Source organism: Burkholderia sp. KL41, from assembly GCF_057005415.2.
This window is the reverse complement of sequence record NZ_CM174446.1, coordinates 3,294,125-3,312,555: the sequence shown is the minus strand read 5'-3', so window position 1 is coordinate 3,312,555 and position 18,431 is coordinate 3,294,125. Positions and strand designations below refer to the sequence as shown.

The following is an 18,431-nucleotide window of genomic DNA, read 5'->3' as shown; positions in this document are numbered from 1 at the left end:
ATCATGCGGCCGTTTTTTTATTGCGACCCGCAATTCGTCCGATCATTGATTTCGTCATTAATAATCCCGAAAACGATTTCATAATAAATCCGCAAAAAACGATTACATAAGCGACTGCTCCATTTTCAATGTGCGCCGGTTTTCTAATAAACGGAATAATGAATTGGTAAATGTTGCGCGACGTCATGATGGGCTATCCTGTAAAAAGGTAAAAATGCATTGCGGGACAGAGTGAAGCGCCGTCTCGTCTGCGATGTCGGCGCATCACGGGTTCCAGCGGTCGCCCGGGATTAAGATAAGGGTTTACACCTAGTATTAATGCCATTTAATTGACAATTAATCGATCTAGAATGGGCTCCTTCAACTTCCCGTACTCAAACAAGTGACGGGTTGTCAATAAGGAAGTCCGCTATCGAGCCGGCTTCCGATTTTCCTTACGTCGTCTCTCGCATTGCCAACAGGAGCGTGCCCGATGTCCGTATTTGCCCCCGAAAAACTCAACGCCGATTATCAGTCCGGTATCGCCGCGTGGTTTGCGATCGCCCGTCCGGCTATCCAAGGTTTCGAGGCTGTCGTCGAACTCAACCTGCAAGCGGCCCGGACGGCGCTCGAGGAATATGAGGACAAGCTGAAGAACGCGTTCAACAGCAGCAATCCGGCCGTGGGCTTCGCGCAGCAGATCGCCGTGCCGCAGGAAGCGGCCGGCAAGGCCGTGTCCTACGGCCGCCACCTGTTCGACATCGCGGTGTCGACGCAGTCCGAATGGGCAAAGGTCGCGCAAGCCCAATACGAACAGAACGACAAGCGCCTGAAGGACGTGCTGGGCGAGCTGTCGAAGCACGCGCCGGCCGGCTCGGCGCCGGTGGTGGCCGCGCTGAACTCGGCGCTGTCCGCGGCGACTGCCGCGGCCGACTCCGTACGCGCAGCGACGGGGCAGGCGATCGAAGCCGCCCAGAGCGGCTTCGACGCGGTCAGCGAAACGGCAACGCGTGGTGCGAAGCAAACGGCCGCCGCCGCGCGCAAGGACGCCGCGGCCGCCCGCGAATCGGCTGCGTGATCGCGTAGCCGCGCAAGCATGTGTCGCGCACGGGCGCGACACGATTGACCGGCGCCGGATGGCGCCGGACGCCGCGTGTGCCGCGCGGTGTCCGGCTCACGTCCGGTTTGCCGCAACGCGCCGGTGACCGGCGAGACGTGCGGGTGTGCCGCCCGTGCGAACGGGCGCGGTTCGCCGTACGGAGGCATGCGACCGCTACCGCGCCGGATGGCCCGGGGAGCGCGTTCGCCGGCCGAGACCGGCTCGCACCGGCGTCGGAACGACGAACTGATTTCAATGCAGGAACTGGACATGACGGACGTAGTGATCGTATCGGCCGCGCGGACCGCGGTCGGCAAATTCGGCGGTTCGCTTGCGAAGATTGCGGCGCCCGAACTGGGCGCGACGGTGATCCGCGCGGTGCTGGAGCGCGCGGGCGTGAAGCCCGAGCAGGTGAGCGAAGTGATCATGGGCCAGGTGTTGACGGCCGGCTCGGGCCAGAACCCGGCGCGGCAGTCGCTGATCAAGGCCGGGCTGCCGACGGCAGTGCCGGGGATGACGATCAACAAGGTGTGCGGCTCGGGCCTGAAGGCCGTGATGCTGGCAGCGAACGCGATCGTCGCGGGCGACGCGGACATCGTGATCGCGGGCGGCCAGGAGAACATGAGCGCGTCGCCGCACGTGCTGCCGGGATCGCGTGACGGCTTCCGGATGGGCGATGCGAAGCTGGTCGACACGATGATCGTCGACGGCCTGTGGGACGTGTACAACCAGTACCACATGGGCATCACGGCGGAGAACGTCGCGAAGGAATACGGGATCACGCGCGAAGAGCAGGACGCATTCGCGGCGCTGTCGCAGAACAAGGCGGAAGCCGCGCAGAAGGCGGGCCGCTTCGACGACGAGATCGTGCCGGTGTCGATCCCGCAACGCAAGGGCGAGCCGCTGCAGTTCGCGACCGACGAGTTCGTGCGACATGGCGTGACGGCGGAGTCGCTGGCGGGGCTGAAGCCGGCGTTCTCGAAGGACGGCTCGGTGACGGCGGCGAACGCGTCGGGGCTGAACGACGGTGCGGCGGCGGTGCTGGTGATGTCGGCGCAGAAGGCGGCGGCGCTGGGTCTGACGCCGCTGGCGAAGATCAAGGCATACGCGAACGCGGGTGTCGATCCGAGCGTGATGGGGATGGGCCCGGTGCCGGCATCGCGCCGGTGCCTGGAGCGCGCGGGCTGGACGCCGGGCGACCTGGACCTGATGGAGATCAACGAGGCGTTCGCGGCGCAGGCGCTGGCGGTGCACAAGCAGATGGGCTGGGACACGTCGAAGGTGAACGTGAACGGCGGGGCGATCGCGATCGGTCACCCGATCGGCGCGTCGGGCTGCCGGATCCTGGTGACGCTGCTGCACGAGATGGCCAAGCGCGACGCGAAGCGCGGGCTGGCGTCGCTGTGCATTGGCGGCGGGATGGGCGTCGCGCTCGCGGTCGAGCGCGCCTGAGCGGGGCCTGACGATTCGTCCCGCGTGCGGCGCCGGTGAGCGCCGCACGCGGGTGAAGCGGTTTTCGCGCACGACAAGTGGTCAACAACAAGCGCGAGGTGCCGGTGCGGGCCGTGCCCGCGACGCGGGCGGTTGCGCATCGAAGCGGTGGGGCGGCAGCATGTGCGATGCCGTCGCCCCGCTTTCATCGATTACTTTTTTGTCGGTAATTTATAGGATGACTAAGCGAATTGCAGTTGTGACTGGTGGAATGGGCGGCCTCGGCGAAGCGGTCAGCATCAGGTTGAACGACGCGGGCCACCGGGTAGTCGTCACGTATTCGCCGAGCAACACCGGCGCGGACCGCTGGCTGACCGAGATGCATGCGACCGGCCGCGAGTTCCATGCGTATCCGGTGGACGTGGCCGACCACGATTCGTGCCAGCAATGCATCGAGAAGATCGCCCGGGACGTCGGCCCGGTCGACATTCTCGTGAACAACGCGGGCATCACGCGCGACATGACGCTGCGCAAGCTCGACAAGGTCAACTGGGATGCGGTGATCCGCACGAACCTCGATTCCGTGTTCAACATGACGAAGCCGGTCTGCGAAAGCATGGTCGAGCGCGGCTGGGGCCGCATCGTCAACATCTCGTCGGTGAACGGCTCGAAGGGTTCGGTCGGCCAGACCAACTACGCGGCCGCGAAGGCCGGCATGCACGGCTTCACGAAATCGCTCGCGCTCGAGATCGCGCGCAAGGGCGTGACGGTGAACACCGTGTCGCCGGGCTACCTCGCGACGAAGATGGTCACGGCGATCCCGCAGGACATCCTCGACTCGAAGATCCTCCCGCAGATTCCGGCGGGCCGGCTCGGCAAGCCCGAGGAAGTCGCGGCGCTGGTCGCTTACCTGTGCTCGGAGGAGGCCGGCTTCGTGACGGGCTCCAACATCGCGATCAACGGTGGCCAGCACATGCACTGACGCACGGCGGCCCGGACGGCGCGCATGCCCGTGCCGGGCCGTGTTCCGCTGGTTCCAGTGCCGCGGCGGCACAGGTGTGCCGGTGCGGCCCCGCATTCCGGAGAAGGCATGAGCGACACCTGGATGGGACTCGCGATCGGCGGCGCGGCACTGGCCGTCGCGCTGACGATGGCGATCTCGCTCTTCTGGCTCGAACGGCGCCGTGCGCGGCTGCTGCGGAACTTCGATCATCGCGATTGCTGGCTCGTCGCTTACGGCAAGTGTTTCGCGCGCGTGCGGGCCAGGCCGGCACGCCGCATGCGCGGCGCGCGTTGACGGCAGCGGCATGGCGGCAGTTACGCATCCGTTGACGCGCGGTCACGCATCGCGCGCATGCCGCAAGGCGGTGCGCGCGATGTCCGTCGTCAATCGCTCAATCGCTCTTTTCGCTCTTTCCGCCCGACTCGCCGGAGCCGTTCTTGTGGAAGACCCGCTTCGTCGCGCGCTTGGTGGCATCCCAGCCTTCGCGCGACGCGTGTGCGACCCCGTGCCCGACCGCCTTCGCCGCACTCGCGGTCGCGTGGCCGAAGCTGCGGGCCGCCTCGCCGGTCTTGTGCGCGGCTTCCTTCGAATCGCGCTTGATGTCCTGCTTCACTTCCGACATGTCCGCGTGCGCGATCGGGCTGATCAGCGCCAGAACGAGCGCGGTACCAATGAACTGACGAACTTTCACGACCTGGTTTCCTTCCGTTGATCAAGCCTCTTCAGCGAGGATTCGCATCGCCGGCGGGCGCCGGGCGATGCACGCCGGCCGCCGATGCGTCGAGCATCACCGCGGCGCGGCCGGACAGCAGCACGCGCTCGCCGCAGCGCAGCGCGAAGCCGTACAGCACCGAGCGGGCGTCGCCGCTCACGCGTTCCGCTTCGACGACGAGCGGCTGCGTGAAGGTGTCGAGCCGGTCGACGAACGCGTCGACGTTGCGCACGCTCGCCAGATAGCCGACGCGCGGGCGCGCTTCGTGCGCACCGAGCAACGCGCCGTGCACGGCCATCGCCTGCGCCGCGTATTCGATGCCGCAGACGGACGCGAGCCGGCCGTGCGCGCGCAGCGGGTTGTGCGGATCGCGGTGGCTCGTCGCGGTGCAGCGGATGCGGGCGGCATCCCACGCATCGACCGTATCGAGCACGCACATCGCGCCGTCGTGCGGAATGTGCGCGGCGATCCACGCGTGGTCGAGCGGCGGCGCGAGCGGGATCGTCGCGGTCATCACGCACGCTCCGCGAACGTATCCGGCATCGCGACATCGACCTGCACGCGTGTATCGGCCAGGTAGTCGAGCACGACGCGTGTCGAACGCCGTGCGGCGAGCGCCTCGAGCAGCGGCAGCACGCGCGCGGCCGGATTGCCGGCACGCAGCGCGTCGAGCCCGGCGTGCGCGAGCGTCGTGGCGGGGGTGTCGGTGAGTTGCACGTCGATGCGGGCGAGCGCGTGTTCGCTCGCGTCCGGCGCGAGCACGAGCGCGACGCCGAACGCATCGTCGATCGGCCGCACTGCGCGCAGCGGTTCCGGATAGTCGGTGTCGTACGCGATCAGCAGCGTCGGCACGCGATCGACGACGACTTGGCACAGGCTCTCGAGCAGCCCGGCCGCAAAGCTGCCGTCGTGCGCGCACAGCACGTTCGACGTCGCCATCGCGCGGGTCGCGATGCTCCAGTAGCCGGCCGGCGCGTTGTGCACGGAGTTGTGGAAGCGCGTCGGCGACAACTGGCGATCGTCGCCGGCGAGGGTTTCGCAGATCGCATGGCAGTTCTGGCCGTCGCCGCCCGACGCGCTGAACACGGTCGCGAGCGTCGCGGCGTCGCGTGCGCTTGCGGCCACCGCTTCGTGGCCGGCCGCGAGCGCCGTGCGCACGACGGGGCCCGTGCGGCGCCGCTCGGCCGACGGCAGGCCGGCCGGCGGCGGCAGCTCGGTGCGGGCGGGCGCATACGGCGCGCGGCCCGCGAGCACGTCGGCCGCGTGCGGCCAGCCGCTCAATCCCGGGCCGACGAGGCCGATGCTTTCGATGAAGGCGGTCAGTGTCATGGCGGGCCTCAACGGCGTGCGTGGTCGGCGCGGCCGAGGATCAGGCTGCAATTCGTGCCGCCGAAGCCGAACGAATTGGAGAGGACGGCGCGCACGCGCGCATCGCGGCTCGCGAGCACGTAGTCGGCGACGAGTGTCGGGTCGGGTTGCGTCGTGTTGACGCCGGCCGGCACGAACTGCTCGCGCAGCGCGAGCGCGGCGACGACCGCCTCGAGCGCGCCCGCCGCGCCGAGCGTATGGCCGGTCGCGCCCTTCGTCGAGCTGCACGGCGTGCCGGCGAACAGCGCGCCGATCGCGCGGCTTTCGGCCGCGTCGTTGCTCGGCGTCGCGGTGCCGTGCAGGTTCACGTAGTCGATGTCGTTCGCGCCGAGGCCGGCGGATGCAAGCGCCTGCTCGATGGCGACGCGCGCGCCGAGCCCGTCCGGATGCGGCGACGACATGTGATGTGCGTCGCTCGATTCGCCGATGCCGAGCAGCAGGATCGCATCGGCGTCGAGCGGGGCGGGCGGGTCGGGCACGCGTTCGACGAGCGCGAACGCGGCGGCCTCGCCGATCGAGATGCCGTCGCGCGCGACGTCGAACGGACGGCACGGCCGGCGCGACAGCAGTTCGAGCGAATTGAAGCCGTACAGCGTCGTCAGGCACAGCGAATCGACGCCGCCGACGACGGCCGCATCGATCAATCCCGCCTCGATCATGCGGCGCGCGGAGCCGAACACTTTCGCGCCGGACGAGCATGCGGACGAGATCGCCATCGCCGGCCCGCGCAGCGCGAAAAACGCGCGCACGAACGCGGCCGGCGAATACGGGTTGTGCGTGTGGGCGTAGCGGAAGTCGGCGGGCAGTGCGCCGCTCGCCGGGTCGCGGCGCTGGTATGCGCGCTCGGTCTCGAGGATGCCGGCCGTGCTCGTGCCGACGAACACGCCGACGCGCGCCGCGCCATGGCGCGCGACGGCCGCCGCGACGCGTGCGTCGAAGCCGTCCTGCATGAGGCCGAGCTGCGCGAGGCGGTTGTTGCGGCACTCGAAGTCGGCGAGGTCGGCGCGCACGGGCTGCGCGTCGACGCCGTCCACCGAGCCGATCCACGTGTCGAGATCCGCACGCTCGAAGTCGCAGGGCGTGAGCCCGCCGCGCGCGTGGCGCAGTGCATCGAGGGTCGCGTCGAGGCCGCGGCCGATGCAGCTGGTGGCGGTGAAGTGCGAGAGCAGGAGAGGTTTCACGAGGGTCGCATCCGGTGGCCGGAACGGGCGCCGCAGCAGGGCTGGCAGGCGCGCCGCTCGAGGTCAGATTTTATCAAACGGGGGGGCCGAACCGGCCGGCTCGCGTGGCCCGGCCGGCGGTTCGGGCGCGAGCGCCGCGCGCAGCGTGACCCAGTGCAGCTGCGCGTCGGCGGCCGCGCGCAGCACCGTTTGCAGCACGTCGAGCACGACCGGTTCGCCGCGCGCGTCGCGCGCCGCGTGGCCGTCGTGCACGAGCAGGATGTCGCGCGGCGCGAGACCGTGCAGCAGACGGCGCGTGACGGTCGCGGCATCGTGCGCGCGCGTGTCGAAACCGCGCCGCGTCCAGCTCGCCAGCTGCAGGCCGAGCTCGCACAGCACCGGTTCGAGGAACGGATTGCGCAGGCCGGCCGGTGCGCGGAAGAACAGCGGGCGCGTACCGGCGATCTCGGTCAGCGTCCGCTGCGCGGCGGCGATCTCGCGCCGCAGCGCGGCGGGCCCCGACAGCGAGAACGTATGCCGGTGCCGTTGGCTGTGGTTTTCGATCGCGTGACCGCGCGCGACGATCGCCTCGATCCAGCGCGGATGACGGCGCGCGAGATCGCCGATGCAGAAGAACGTCGCGCGCGCGTCGTAACGGTCGAGCAGGTCGAGCACGCGCGGCGTGACGTCGGGGTCCGGGCCGTCGTCGATCGTCAATGCGATGCGGCGGCCGGCGCCGGGCGGCAGGCGCGTCCAGTTCGGCCCGAGCAGTGCGCTGCGCGGCCACAGGCCGGCGGCGGTCAGCGCGAGATGCGACGCGACCACGCCGCCGACCGCCCACGGCCACACGGTCGGCTGCGCGACGACGGCGGCTGCCGCGCCCGCGTGCAGCGCGGCGGTGCCCGCGATCAGCGGCGTGGGCCGCCAGCGGCGCGCATCGCCGGGCTGTCGATGCGGAACGGACGACGGTGCATTCATGCGCGGCTTCCTTGATGACGGTTGCCGGCCGCGGCCGCGGCTGCGCGCGGTGCGAGGATCGCCGCGAACGCGAGCGCGAGCATCGCGCCCGGGCCGACGGTCAGCCCGAAGGTTTCGAGCAGCGGCACGCGCGACAGCGCCAGCAGCCCGAAGCCGGCGACCGTCGCGAGGTTCGCGATCAGCAGCGACACGAGCGTGTGGGGCGTGACGGGCTGCGCGTCGTCGCGCTTGCAGAAGAACAGCGCGTAGTTCGAGCCGACCGCGACGATCAGCAGCATCCCGACGAGGTGCAGGATCGTCAGCGGCACGCCGGCGAGCGCGAAGCCGGCCGTCACGACCAGCACGGCCGCGACGAGCGGGGCGAGTGCGCGCACGACACGGCGCGGCGAGCGCAGGGTGATCAGCAGCAGCACGGCGATCGCGGCAAAACCCGCGAGCGACAGCCGGATGTCCTCGTGCACGTAGCTCACGTACAGGCGATCGGCTTCGGCCTTCATGTCGACGAACAGCGCATCGGGCACGCCCGCGCGCGCGACGGCCGCGCGGATCGGTGTCGCATCGAGACTCGATGCCGGTTGCGCGGTGCGGGCGGCGTCCGGCGCGCGCAGCGGCAGCATCGCGCTCCAGCGGCCGTCGCGTTCGGTCAGCAGCGCATCGACGGCGAGCGCCATCGACGTGCCGCGCAGGTCCGCGCGCGTCAGCAGCCGTGCGTGGCGCGCGGCTTCGACGTCGGCGATGAACGGTGCGAACAGGTCGGGCCTGACCGCGATCGGCTGGTTCGCGACGGCGTCGCGCATCCGCGCGGCGAGCACATCGGCATCCGGCAGGCTCGCGAGGCGCGCGCGCTGCGCGGCGTCGCTCGGCAGGAAGCGCGCGGGAGTTTCGAAACCCGCGAGCGCGCCCCGGTCGACGAGCGGCTGCAACTGCGCGGCGAGCCGTTCCGCGCGCTCGAGCGCGGCCTGTTCGGTCGGCGCGGCAATCACGACGAGGTAGCGCACGTCGGGCGCGCCGACATCGGCGCGCAGCCGTGCGTCGAGCGCCTGCGCTTGCGCGGGCACGGGGCTCAGCGCGGCGAGTTCGCGGCTCCACAGGCCGTCGCGATGCAGCACGAGCGTCGCGCCCGCGGCGATCACCAGCACGGCGAGCGGCCAGCGCAGCCGCGGCGCGGCGTCGGCCGCGCGCGCGAGCACGGCGCCGATGCGTGACACGTCGCGGATCGCGACATGCTCGCCGCGCAGGTGCGGCAGCACGAAGCGCGTGACGAGCGCGGCGGCCGTCAGCCCGACGATCGAATACAGCCCGAGCTGCACGAGGCCGGGGAACCCGGAGAACAGCATCGACGCGAAACCACACACGGACGTCAGCACGCCGAGCCGGATCGTCGGCCAGTACGCGGCGACCCAGGCGCGCGTCGCATCGGCCGGGCGCGACGCGACGCGTGTGCCGGCCTGCGCCGATTGCACGAACAGGTAGATCGAATAGTCGACGGCTTCGCCGATCAGCGTCGTACCGAAACCGAGCGTCAGCCCGTGGACCGTGCCGAACGCGACGTTGACCGCCGCGATTCCCGCCGCGACGCCCGTCAGCACCGGCAGCAAGCCGAGCGCGAGCGTGCGCGGCGAACGGTACAGCGTCAGCAGCAATGCGACGATCAGCACGACGCTCGCCGTCGACAGCCGTTCGACGTCGTGCCGGATCGTGTCGCGCGTGTCGACCGAGAACACGCCGGGGCCCGTCATCGCGAGCGTGGCGGCGGCGTTCGGCACGGCCTGCTTTGCGGCGGCGAACGCGCGGCGCACCGCGTCGATCGCACGGGCCTGGGCATCGGTATCGGAACCAGCGGCGGCCGTCTGCACGACGAGTACCGCGCGGGTGCCGTCGCGCGACGCCCACACGCCGTCGCGGCTCGCCGGTTGCGCCGCGCCGTCGAGCAGGTCGACGAGCGCGGCGACTTCGCCGGTCGGGTCGCGCGGCAGCATCGCCTTGGCCACGAGGCCGGCCGACGAGCTCAGCAGGTCGAGGCTGTCGCCGAGCGCCCGGTGCAGGCCGTCGGCGCTGAAGCGCTGCGGCGTGACGGCCGGGCTCAGCAGGTAGCGGTGATCGAAGATGAACTGCCGGTCGCGCGCGTCGTTCGCCGCTTCGCCGTTGTGAACCGCCGCGAACTGCGGGTCGGCGCGCAGCGTGCCGGCCACGCGCCGCGACAGCGCGGCGCGCGTGGCCGCATCGCCGCCGTCGATCGCGACGAGGATCAGCCGCGACACGATGCCGTCGCGCAACTGGTCGACGAGCACGCGCTGCCCGGCGCTCGGCGAACTCGGCAGGAATGCGGACAGGTCGGCCGTGAAGTGCGCGCGCCCGATCGCGACGCCGCACGCGACGAGCGCGAGCAGCCACACGAGCACCGCGCGCTGCCGCAGCGCGTGCAGGCGGCGGGCGACCGGCGAAGAGGGGGGCCGGGTGCGTTGGTCCATCAGTTCGGGTTCGCCGGAACGGGTTGCAGGCGCATCACCGAACGGTCGCCGTCGGCCTGCCGGATCGCGACGCTGCGCAACAGGTCGCGCGTGCCGTCGAGGGTGATCGTGCTGACGACCTTCAGCATCCGCGAGTCGAGCGGCGTGAGCGTCAGCGTCCAGTCGTCGCCGCGCCCGGCGAGTGCGACCTGGTAGACCTGTTCGAGCGCGAAGCGGTTGCCGGCGAGCGTCGCGCGGATGCTGTCGATGAACGCGCCGAGTTCCGGATAGCGCGCGAGCGCGAGCGTGTACTTGCGGTTGTTGCGCTCGACGGTGAGCATGTCGCCGTCGACGACGAGGTGTTCGGGCTTCGGGCTCAGCGTGTGCTTCTCGAGATGGTCCGGCGCGACGAACACGAGTTCGCCGGACGATTCGACCGGCTGCGTCGCGATCGACAGGTACTTCGTCTCGGTGAACGTCGCACGGCCCGACTTGTGCTGCGCGAGCGTCGACATCAGCCGGTCGAGGGTCCACGCGGGCGCCGCGTCGGCCGCCCGCGCGGGCGCGGCGGCCAGCGCGATCGCGGCGGTGCTTGCGGCGATGGCGGTGGCCAGCGTGCGGACGGCGCGACGCAGGGCGGGCGTGAGCGTGGGCAGGCGGCGAACGGCGGTCATGCGTCGGAATCCCTCGTGGCGGACAGGCCGGCACCGGCGCACGCGGCGTCGCCGCGCGCGGCCGCGGTCGCGGTATCGCCGCCGTGCCAGAAGTCGAAATAGTTGAACCAGTTGTACGGTGCCGAGCGACAGTACCTGTCGAGCAGCGCGACGTAGCGCGCGAGTGCCGCGTCGACGGCCGCCGCGCGCGCGTCGCGCCGCACGTCGGAGAAATCGGCGAGCGTCTCGAAGTGCACGTCGTAGCGGTTGCCGTCGCGATAGAGGCCCGTCATGAAGATCACCGGGCGCCGCAGCATCGCGGCCATGTAGAGCGGCCCGAGCGGGAACGCGGCCGGCGCGCCGAGCAGCGGCAGCCGCCGCAGCGACGCGGCCGCGTCGTCGAGCAGCGTGCGGTCGGCGAGCATGCCGACCATGCAGTTCGCGTCGAGGCGCTCGCGTACCTTCAGCATCGAGTCGACTTGCCCGAGCGGAATCACTTCCGGCTGCGCGGCGGGATTCACCGCTGCGAGCGTCGCGTTGATCTTGCGCGCGTTCTTCTCGTACATCGTCACGACGACGCGCAGGTCCGGGTGCGTGCGGCCGATCGCGCGCACGACCTCGAAGCTGCCGAGATGCGCGCCCATCAGGAACGCGCCGCGTCCGCCCGCGAGCGCTTCGTCTACCAGCGTCTCGCCGTGCAGCCGGATGTCGAACAGGTCGAAGCGCCCGTTCATCAGGTAGATGCGGTCGTGGATCGTCGCCGCGAACGTGAACACGTGCCGGTACACGTCGCGCCAGCGCGCGGGGCGGCCGAGCACGCGACACAGGTAGTCGCGCGACGCCGCGCACGCGACCGGCGAAAACAGCACGAAGTACGTCGCGATGAGGTGCAGCACGACGCGCGCGCGCTGCCGGCCGAAGCGCAGCGAGATCCACGTCATCGCGCGCAGCAAGCCCGCATTGCTGCGCTCCTGGCGTTCGGCCCACGCGGTGCGCTTCATGGCTGCGCACCGTCCTGCCCGGCCGGCGGCGCGGACAGCACGCCGCTCGCGACGTCGCGCGCCCCGGCGCGCAGCGTGAAGCGGATCGCACCGCTGGCCGCGGCGTCGTACGCGAGATCGAGCGGCTCGCCGGGCGCGACCGGGCTCAGGAATTTCGCGGACCCGAGCCGCCACGCGTGCAGCGGGCGGTTCAGCGCGGTGCCGAGTGCATGGATCGCGTGATCGAGCAGCACGACGCCCGGCACGACCGGATGGCCGGGGAAGTGGCCGGGCAGTGCCGGGTGATCGGCGGGGATCGTGAACCCGAGTGCGGGCGTGCCGGCCGGATCGGGCACGGGCACGGGGCGCGCATGTTGTGCAACGAGTGCGGCGAGCACGTCGCGCGGCAGCTTGCCGGTTTCGTTGCGCGGCAGCGCGTCGACGAACACGAGCGGGCGCGGCATGAACGCGGGATCGATCCGCTCGCGCAGCGCGCGCTGCAGACCGGCTGCCGTGAGCGTCGGCGCGACGACGAGCGCGACGAGGCGCGTGACCGGCTCGAGGCGGGTGTCGTCGTGTGCCGTTGCGGCTTCGTCGGGCATGAAGAATACGCCGTCGAGCACCTGCGGAATCGCGTTGAGCTGATGGTTCAGGTACGCGAGCGACGTGCGCTTGCCGGCGATGTTGACGAGGTCGGCCTTGCGGCCGTGCAGCAGGAACCGGCCGTCGCCGAGCAGTTCGAGTGCATCGCCCATCGGCACGGGCGCCTCCACATGTCCGCCCGACACCCACACGGTCGGGCCGCTGTCGTCGTCGTCCGGTTCGGCGCGCGCGTCGAGACGGATGTCCGGGAACAGTTCCCATGCCGCGCCCTGCGACGTGCGGCGGGTGGCGATCTGGCCGGTCTCGGTGCTGCCGTAGATCTCGACGAGCGGCGCGTCGAGCGCGGCCTCGGCTTCGCACGCGAGCTTTTCCGACAGCGGCGCGGTGGCCGACAGCACGAGCGCCGCGCGCGGCAGCGCATGGCCGGCCGCCAGCAGCGCACGCAGGTGGATCGGCGACGTGACGAGCACGCGCGGTTGCGGGATCGCGTCGAGTTCGTCGCGAATGTCGACCGGGTAGAACGGCTGGCGGTTGCTGAACGCGAGGCCGCCGATCAGCGCGAGCAGCACCGTCGACTCGAACCCGTACATGTGCTGCGCGGGCACCGTGCCGATCAGCGTGGCCGCGCGGCCGTCGAGCAGCCCGAGGCGGTCGGCCGCCGCGCGCACACAGCCGACCAGGAAGCCCCAGGTCTTGCGGTGCGGCACCGGCGCGCCGGTCGAGCCGGACGTGAACACGTAGGCCATGATCCGCGCCGCATCGATCTGCGGCACGGCGAACGGCGCGTCGTCCGCGAGCGCGCCGGGGGCGGCATCGGGGTACGCGAAGCGCGGCAGGTCGATCGTGCAGTCGGGCGCGTCGTGCAGGCAGAACGCGTCGGGCGCGAACGACGCGAGCTGGCGGACCATTTCCGGCGTATGCGTCGACGGCAGCAGGCTGACCTTGCCGGCGACGAGCGCGGCGCACAGGCTGACCGCGAAGCGGTAGCGGTCGCGGCACACGTTGAACACGTGCGCGCCGGCGGGCAGCGCGGCGGCCACGCGCGCGACGTCGGCGACGAACGTGCGCACGGTGACGGGCGCGCCGTCGCGCCAGGCGATCGTCTGGTCGGGCGACGAATGGAAAACCAGCGGGTGAGTCGGCATAAATCGGTCGAAACAGGAGCGAAGGCCGGCGCGGCCGCGTTGCGGCGCCGCGCCGGCCGTGAATTCATCGTGATGCCTGCGACGCGTGTGTCGTCGCGCGATACGCGCGCACCGCGTCGACCATGCGCGGCCGCGGTTCGTGCGGCAGGGCGAAGCGTCGGCACGCATGCTCGGCCGCGAACATCACGGCGACGAGCGGCAGCGACAGGTAGTTCGCGAACGTCGACCACGTGACGATCGGTGCGGTCGCGAACAGCAGCGTCGACACGGCGGCGATCGCGACGAAGAACAGCGTCCACGCGAGCGTGATCTGCCGCGTGTAGTGCGCGACGGCCGGCGTGATCGCGCCGTGGATCATCGTCGCGAAATGCGTGCACAGCGGCACCTTGCCGGCCGCGAGTGTGCGGCCGAACAGCAGCGCCATCGCGAGGTTGAAACTCGCGTGTTCCAGGTACAGGCCCCATTCGAAGTGCCGCGCGAGCGGCACGCGCGCGGCCCACAGCGCGGCGGCGGCAAGCAGCCATGCGGACACGAACCCGATGCGGTGCGGCGAGCGCAGCGCCGCGCCGAGCGCGAGCAGCAGCGGCGGCACGAGCGCCATCGCGAGGCCGAGGCCGTGCGCGCCGGGCGTTGCGGCCGCGTAGTGCGCGCCGGCCTGGTATGCCGCGACGGCGCCGACCGCGGCGATGCCGCGTGCGACAGGCAGCAGCCGGCTCATCGGCGGCCTCCGCGCGCACGGCGCGGGTACCCGTCACCGGCGGCCGGGCGGCGGCGGACGGACGGGCGAACCGGAACGGAGCGGAAGGACGGGCGCGGCATGACTGGCGACATCGGGCGGATCGTGGCCGGACGCGAGGGTCGGGCCGTCAAACATCATATGAAAGGCGGCCGGGACGGGTCCGGGCCGGTGGTCGGGCACGCTCATTTTAGGGCCGCGGCACCGCGTGTTCGGAGCGGGCGCGAACGGGTTTTGTAACCGATTGTATGGCGCCGGACGAACGGTTTCGCGGGGTCGGTCCATTTCCATCCAAAGCGGCTCAAGCATCTGCTGCGTTCGGGTCTCGCAACGGGGCGCGGCGCCGGCTCGCCAGTCTGTAACCATTGGCGGTATACGGCCCGATACCCGTTCGTCTAGAATCCGCGTAACTTTTACAAACGATCCCCAAAAAACGCAGGCGGGGAAGCCGGCAGACGCCGGAGGGACGGAGATTCGCACGCGCCGGGCGTGCATGGCGATTGCCGTTTCCGGGCGCCTTCCGCTGCCACGGGCCGCCTGCCCGCACGCATGATGAACGCACTGGAACAAGAGCTCGCCACGCTGATCATCGGCGAACTGAATCTCGAAGACGTCCCGCTCGAAACAGTGACGGCCGACACCCCGCTGTACGGCGAGGGTTTCGGGCTCGACTCCATCGACATCCTGGAAATCGCGCTGCTGATCTCGAAGAAATACGGCTTCGAGCTGCGTTCGGACAATCCGGACAACCAGAAGATCTTCGCGACGCTCGGTGCACTGGCTGCGTACGTCGCCGCGCACCGCACGAAGTGACGGCGTCGCGCACGGGCGCGGCGCGCAGATGATGACGGCACGCGGCCGCGATCGGCAGACGATACGCGGCCGCGTCGATCGAGGTGGAACGCGATGAACGGAGCAATTCGATGCGGGCGCTCGTGACGGGCGGCAGCGGCGCACTCGGGCAGGCGATCTGCACGGCGCTCGCGCAGGCCGGCCATGAAGTATGGGTGCATGCGAACCGCCATCTCGCGCAGGCGGAGGCGGTCGCGCAGCAGATCGTCGCGGCCGGCGGCACCGCGCGCGCGATCGCGTTCGACGTGACCGACGCCGATGCGACGCTCGCCGCGCTGGCGCCGCTGGCCGACGATGCGCCGGTGCAGATCCTCGTCAACAACGCGGGCATTCACGACGATGCGCCGATGGCCGGCATGTCGCGCCGGCAGTGGCACAGCGTGATCGACGTGACGCTCAACGGCTTCTTCAACGTCACGCAGCCGCTGTTGCTGCCGATGATCCGCACGCGGCGCGGACGGATCGTCAACATCGCGTCGGTGGCCGGCGTGACCGGCAATCGCGGGCAGGTCAACTACGCGGCCGCGAAGGCGGGGCTGATCGGCGCGACGAAGTCGCTGTCGCTGGAGCTCGCGTCGCGCGGCATCACCGTGAACGCGGTCGCGCCCGGCATCATCGAATCGCCGATGGCCGAACAGGCGTTTCCCGCCGAACGCATCAAGCAGCTCGTGCCCGCGCAGCGCGCGGGCCGGCCCGACGAAGTCGCGGCGATGGTCGCGTACCTGGTGTCCGACGCCGCGGCCTATGTGACGGGACAGGTGCTGTCCGTCAACGGCGGGCTCGCATGACGAAGGGCGCGGCGTCGGCGTGACGTAATGCAACGCGGCATAACGCAACGCAGCGCATGCCGCGAGGTTGCGCGGCCAGCGCCGCATAGTGAGGAAATCGAAGTGTCCGTGCATCCAGTCGACGCCGAACGGCGCCCGTGTTCCCTGTCGTCCTCCGCTGCGCCGCTCGCGCGCGGGGAGGCGGCGGCCGGGCCGGCCGCATCGCGACCGGGCGTGCCGCTCGTGCCCGACGAGGGCCGCGCGCTGCGGCTCGTCCGGATGAGCCATGCCCGGCTCGCCGCGTTGCTGCACGATGCACGCAGCCGTGACGACGGATTCGACCACGTGTTGCCCGGCGCACTGGGCGCGGTATGCATCGGCGCGGGCGACCTGCTGCGCGCTTCCCGAACCGGATCGCACGCGGACGCGGCGGCGCGGATGCTGGCCGAAGTCGTGCCCGACCTGCCGGTCGCGCCGGTGCCGATGGCGCTGCTCGGCGCGGGCATCGCGCCGGACGACGCCGTCTGCGAAATCTGGCAATGCCATGCGCGCGACCTGCGCAGCGAACGACGCGGCGCGCTGCACTATCGCTACAGCGAAACGGCGGGTCTCGTGTTCGGCAGCATCGTCGTGCACGAGCACGACACGCCCGACGCGCATCGCGACGGCGGCACGCCGCTCGAACGCGCGACGCACGATGCGTACCGCGCGCTGTTCGACGTGCTCGATTCGCTCGGCATGCCGCATCCGCTGCGCATCTGGAATACGGTGCCGGCGATCAATGCGGTGCAGTTCGGGATCGAGCGCTATCGTCAGTTCAATATCGGCCGCCAGCATGCGTTCGACGCGTGCCGGCGCGCACTGACGGGCGGCGTGCCGGCCGCGTGCGCGCTCGGTTCGGTCGTGCCGGTCGCGGGCGATGCATCGCCGGCCGCGCCGCTCGCGATCCATTTCCTCGCGAGCCGCACGCCGGCCGATCCGGTCGAGAACCCGCGCCAGGTCAGCGCGTATCACTATCCGGCGCAGTACGGCCCGCGGGCACCGACGTTCGCGCGCGCAGCCGCATGGCCGGCGGGCGATGCCGCGCCGGTGCTGTTCGTGTCGGGCACCGCGAGCATCGTCGGGCATCGCACCGTGCATCTCGGCGACGTCGTCGCGCAAACGCGCGAGACGGTCGCGAACCTCGCGGCCGTGCTCGAGCAGGCCGCGCGCCAGGGTCACGGCCCGTTCACGCTCGCCGACCTGAGCTATCGCGTCTACGTGCGCGACGCCGGCGATGCCGCGGCGCTGGCCGCGATCGGGCAGGTGCTGCGCGACGCGGCCGGCCCCGGCGTGCGGCCACTCGTCGTCCATGCGGACGTGTGCCGCGACGACCTGCTGGTCGAGATCGAGGCCAGCGCGGGTCATGAGGAGGCGTGGCTGTCATGAAGCGCGAGAGCCTCACGATCCGGCAACCGGCTCCGCATTCGGACGGCGCCGACGAAGCCTGCCGGCGTTCGCCGGCAAGTCATAAACTTTTGTCAGGATCCCCGTCTTCGCAATCGGCCGTTTCCATGTCCAAGCTGCACGCCTCGTCCACCCATCTCGTCCTGATTCCGAGCTACAACCCGGGCACCAAGGTCGACACGACCGTGCGCAATGCGCGGGCGCAGTGGAATCCGGTGTGGGTCGTCGTCGACGGCAGCACCGACGGCAGCGCCGAACGGCTGCAGGCCATGGCCGAACGCGACCCGGGGTTGCGCGTGATCGTGCTGCCCGAGAACCGCGGCAAGGGCGCCGCGGTGCTCGCCGGGCTCGACGCGGCAGCCGCGAGCGGCTTCACGCATGTATTGACGATGGATTCCGACGGCCAGCATCCGGCCGACCTGATTCCCGCGTTCATGGCCGCGTCGCAGGCCGCCCCCGACGCGATGGTGCTGGGCGTGCCGAAGTTCGACGCGAGCGCGCCGCAGTTGCGCGTGCAGGGCCGCCGGCTGTCGAACGCGTGGGCCGACCTCGAGACGCTGTGGGCCGGAATCGGCGATTCGCTGTACGGGTTTCGCGTGTATCCGGTCGCGCCGCTGGCCGCGATCATGCGCCGCCAGCCGTGGATGCGCGGCTTCGACTTCGATCCCGAGGCGGCCGTGCGGCTGTGCTGGGCCGGCGTGCGTCCGATCCGCATCGACGCGCCGGTGCGCTATTTCGGCCGTCACGAGGGCGGCGTCTCGCACTTCCACTACGGCCGCGACAACGCGCTGCTCGCGTGGATGCACCTGCGCCTTTTCACCGGCTTCGTGGCGCGGCTGCCGATGCTGGTCGCGCGGCGGTTGGCGCGCCGCCACGATCAGACCGCCTGAGCACACCCGATTTCCACGCCGATCGTCGCCCGGTCGCGGCGATTGCCCCGCTTTTTGTCGTCAATCCCGCGCCGGCGCACCGCTTCGTTCCAGTTTGCTGAGTAATGAACGTGTCATCCGATGTAAACATCTGGTAATTTTCTGCCGGATTATGCAAAATCGCCGCTCCCAAATAAAAC

General features: G+C 70.6%; 19 protein-coding genes. 8 read left to right on the top strand and 11 right to left on the bottom strand.

Annotation, left to right across the window (positions count from 1 at the left end):
- Position 1: 1 nt before the first annotated feature.
- Positions 2–187 carry a hypothetical protein gene (locus PQB87_RS15580; protein WP_124544371.1) on the bottom strand — a complete coding sequence of 62 codons (186 nt, stop codon included), beginning with the start codon at positions 185–187 and terminating at the stop codon, positions 2–4.
- A 285-nt stretch (positions 188–472) separates the two neighbouring features.
- On the opposite strand from PQB87_RS15580, the gene phaP reads away from it, so the two are divergent.
- The 4 genes from phaP (at position 473) to PQB87_RS15560 (ending at position 3,806) form a co-directional block, all read left to right on the top strand.
- Positions 473–1,057, top strand: coding sequence for a TIGR01841 family phasin (gene phaP / locus PQB87_RS15575; protein WP_059688698.1), 585 nt, complete (start codon positions 473–475; stop codon positions 1,055–1,057).
- 291 nt (positions 1,058–1,348) lie between these two features.
- Positions 1,349–2,530 (top strand): acetyl-CoA C-acetyltransferase, encoded by a 1,182-nt coding sequence (locus tag PQB87_RS15570; protein WP_069253953.1) that lies wholly within the window; start codon positions 1,349–1,351, stop codon positions 2,528–2,530.
- A 217-nt stretch (positions 2,531–2,747) separates the two neighbouring features.
- Positions 2,748–3,491 carry an acetoacetyl-CoA reductase gene (phbB, locus tag PQB87_RS15565; RefSeq protein WP_175829488.1) on the top strand — a complete coding sequence of 248 codons (744 nt, stop codon included), beginning with the start codon at positions 2,748–2,750 and terminating at the stop codon, positions 3,489–3,491.
- Between the two features lie 108 nt (positions 3,492–3,599).
- Entirely contained in the window at positions 3,600–3,806 is a 207-nt protein-coding gene (locus PQB87_RS15560; RefSeq protein ID WP_048025658.1) for a hypothetical protein, read from the top strand.
- Positions 3,807–3,903: 97 nt separating this feature from the next.
- On the opposite strand, the gene PQB87_RS15555 is transcribed toward PQB87_RS15560, so the two are convergent.
- The 10 genes from PQB87_RS15555 to PQB87_RS15510 form a co-directional block, all read right to left on the bottom strand.
- Entirely contained in the window at positions 3,904–4,203 is a 300-nt protein-coding gene (locus PQB87_RS15555; RefSeq protein ID WP_226144884.1) for a hypothetical protein, read from the bottom strand.
- A gap of 31 nt (positions 4,204–4,234) precedes the next feature.
- Entirely contained in the window at positions 4,235–4,738 is a 504-nt protein-coding gene (locus PQB87_RS15550) for a hotdog family protein (RefSeq protein WP_174415964.1), read from the bottom strand.
- Entirely contained in the window at positions 4,738–5,553 is an 816-nt protein-coding gene (locus PQB87_RS15545; protein ID WP_489242366.1) for a beta-ketoacyl synthase chain length factor, read from the bottom strand. The genes PQB87_RS15550 and PQB87_RS15545 overlap by 1 nt, the downstream gene beginning before the upstream one ends.
- A gap of 8 nt (positions 5,554–5,561) precedes the next feature.
- Positions 5,562–6,773: a beta-ketoacyl-[acyl-carrier-protein] synthase family protein gene (locus tag PQB87_RS15540; protein WP_489242365.1), complete on the bottom strand. Its 1,212-nt coding sequence runs from the start codon at positions 6,771–6,773 to the stop codon at positions 5,562–5,564.
- Between the two features lie 63 nt (positions 6,774–6,836).
- On the bottom strand, positions 6,837–7,730 hold the full coding sequence (locus PQB87_RS15535) for a polysaccharide deacetylase family protein (RefSeq protein WP_489242364.1): 894 nt from the start codon (positions 7,728–7,730) through the stop codon (positions 6,837–6,839).
- Positions 7,727–10,201 (bottom strand): MMPL family transporter, encoded by a 2,475-nt coding sequence (locus PQB87_RS15530; RefSeq protein WP_489242363.1) that lies wholly within the window; start codon positions 10,199–10,201, stop codon positions 7,727–7,729. Before PQB87_RS15530 ends, PQB87_RS15535 begins: the two co-directional genes overlap by 4 nt.
- On the bottom strand, positions 10,201–10,854 hold the full coding sequence (locus PQB87_RS15525) for an outer membrane lipoprotein carrier protein LolA (protein WP_489242362.1): 654 nt from the start codon (positions 10,852–10,854) through the stop codon (positions 10,201–10,203). Before PQB87_RS15525 ends, PQB87_RS15530 begins: the two co-directional genes overlap by 1 nt.
- The gene (locus tag PQB87_RS15520) at positions 10,851–11,834 is read right to left on the bottom strand and encodes a lysophospholipid acyltransferase family protein (RefSeq protein ID WP_489242361.1); all 984 of its coding nucleotides are present in this window, start codon (positions 11,832–11,834) and stop codon (positions 10,851–10,853) included. The genes PQB87_RS15525 and PQB87_RS15520 overlap by 4 nt, the downstream gene beginning before the upstream one ends.
- On the bottom strand, positions 11,831–13,561 hold the full coding sequence (locus tag PQB87_RS15515; protein WP_489242360.1) for an AMP-binding protein: 1,731 nt from the start codon (positions 13,559–13,561) through the stop codon (positions 11,831–11,833). The genes PQB87_RS15520 and PQB87_RS15515 overlap by 4 nt, the downstream gene beginning before the upstream one ends.
- A gap of 64 nt (positions 13,562–13,625) precedes the next feature.
- The gene (locus tag PQB87_RS15510) at positions 13,626–14,279 is read right to left on the bottom strand and encodes a COG4648 family protein (protein ID WP_027789128.1); all 654 of its coding nucleotides are present in this window, start codon (positions 14,277–14,279) and stop codon (positions 13,626–13,628) included.
- Positions 14,280–14,849: 570 nt separating this feature from the next.
- Here PQB87_RS15510 and PQB87_RS15505 point away from each other — a divergent pair.
- The 4 genes from PQB87_RS15505 to PQB87_RS15490 all read left to right on the top strand — a co-directional run bounded on the left by PQB87_RS15505 (position 14,850) and on the right by PQB87_RS15490 (position 18,252).
- Entirely contained in the window at positions 14,850–15,110 is a 261-nt protein-coding gene (locus PQB87_RS15505; RefSeq protein ID WP_042975727.1) for a phosphopantetheine-binding protein, read from the top strand.
- A gap of 110 nt (positions 15,111–15,220) precedes the next feature.
- Complete coding sequence (fabG, locus tag PQB87_RS15500) at positions 15,221–15,937, top strand: 3-oxoacyl-ACP reductase FabG (RefSeq protein ID WP_021160651.1); 717 nt, start codon at positions 15,221–15,223, stop codon at positions 15,935–15,937.
- Between the two features lie 102 nt (positions 15,938–16,039).
- Entirely contained in the window at positions 16,040–17,344 is a 1,305-nt protein-coding gene (locus PQB87_RS15495) for a chorismate transformation FkbO/Hyg5 family protein (RefSeq protein WP_489242359.1), read from the top strand.
- A 125-nt stretch (positions 17,345–17,469) separates the two neighbouring features.
- Positions 17,470–18,252 carry a glycosyltransferase family 2 protein gene (locus tag PQB87_RS15490; protein WP_111938875.1) on the top strand — a complete coding sequence of 261 codons (783 nt, stop codon included), beginning with the start codon at positions 17,470–17,472 and terminating at the stop codon, positions 18,250–18,252.
- Positions 18,253–18,431: the final 179 nt, after the last annotated feature.